Below are 1258 nucleotides of genomic sequence, written 5' to 3'. Positions count from 1 at the left end.
GCGCCCGGATCCCAGGTCGTGAAGGTCTTGCCGGTGGGGAACCCGGCGGCCTTGCGCCGGGCGGCGAGCATGGATCGGGCCCGACCGGTGGTCTCCTCGACCAGCAGGGCCTTGAGGACCTCGGCCGGCTCCCAGCGTTGGGCCCGGGCGGTGGCCAGTACCTCGGCGGCGATACCGCGGGCGTGGGGCATCTTCAGCTGCCGCAACAGCGCCTCCAAATCGGCCGGCAGCGCCGGTGCGGCGGTGTTCGGGGTGTGGATGCTCACCGGGCTGCCCCCTCGGTGTTGGAGGTACCGAGGCCGGCCCAGCCGGCGGTGCCCTGGGTCAGGGACCGTTCCTCGGTGGCGGTGTGCATCCCGGTGCGGTGGCCGGCGGCGGTGAGCAGGGAGGCCAGGTCGCCGTGGGCGAAGCGCTGGTGCACCGCGGCCACCCCGAGGGCGCGGTCGACCTGGTCGGTGCCGGCGAGCTTGGCCAGGGTGACGGCCTCGGCCATCTTCTGACCGATCCGGCTGGTGCCGGCCGCGGCGGCCTCCACCAGCCAGGTCCTCGCTCCGGCCCCGATGGCCAGGAACTCGGCCTCCGCCGCCGAACGGGGCACCGGGGTGTAGTCCCCGGGCACCTTGTCCGTCTCGTGGCCGGGGAAGTGCGCGTCGTCGATGGCCGGGGACCCGGGCCGGGCCACCCGGTGCCGGGCGACCTCCACCGGCCCCTGCGCACCGGCGTGCATGATCACCACCATCGAGTCCGGTCCGGTGCCGTGATGGCGCACGAACACCTCGGCCCCGAGCAGGTGCGCGGGCACCGAGTACTGGGCGTTTTCGAAGGAGACCATCGGCGTGTTCTCCGGCACCTTCCGTCCCACCCCGTAGGCCACGGTGTGCGCCGTGGCGGGGATCCGATGCAACGCGCTGGTCTCCTCGGCGAGCATGTGGTCCGGGCGGCGCCGGGTCACCCGGTGCTCCCGGGAGTTCACCATGGCCATGAACCCCGCGCAGGCGGCCTCGAGCTCAGCGAACGAGGCGTACTGGTCCCGCAGGTTGGTGTCCTTCGGGACCAGGTCGGCCTTGGCCAGCTTCACCGCGTTCTCCACCCCGCCCTTGGCGGCCGGATCCGCTGGCTGGCAGGTCAGCACCTCCACGCCGTAATGCCGAGCGAACGCCACGGTGGCCTGGTTACGCACCGGCACCCCGGCCACATGAGAGACCGTCACTGTCTTCTCGTTATCCGTCAGCACATAGGTCGGCGCGCCCCCGATCAG

Annotated in this window: 1 protein-coding gene and 1 pseudogene; both read right to left on the bottom strand. The window is 72.7% G+C overall.

Annotated features, from left to right (window positions below; all coding sequences use genetic code 11):
• A pseudogene (locus tag ACZ1IK_RS11180) lies at positions 1 to 266 on the bottom strand (ATP-binding protein); the annotation flags it as partial.
• A partial coding sequence (locus ACZ1IK_RS11175; RefSeq protein ID WP_465098515.1) for an IS21-like element ISMlu14 family transposase occupies positions 263 to 1258 on the bottom strand: 996 nt, incomplete at its 5' end. The gene ACZ1IK_RS11175 and the pseudogene ACZ1IK_RS11180, both read right to left, overlap by 4 nt.

This window comes from Micrococcus sp. CS26, from assembly GCF_055522295.1.
The sequence above is the reverse complement of the archived record's forward strand: the minus strand, read 5'-3'. Positions and strand labels throughout refer to the sequence as shown.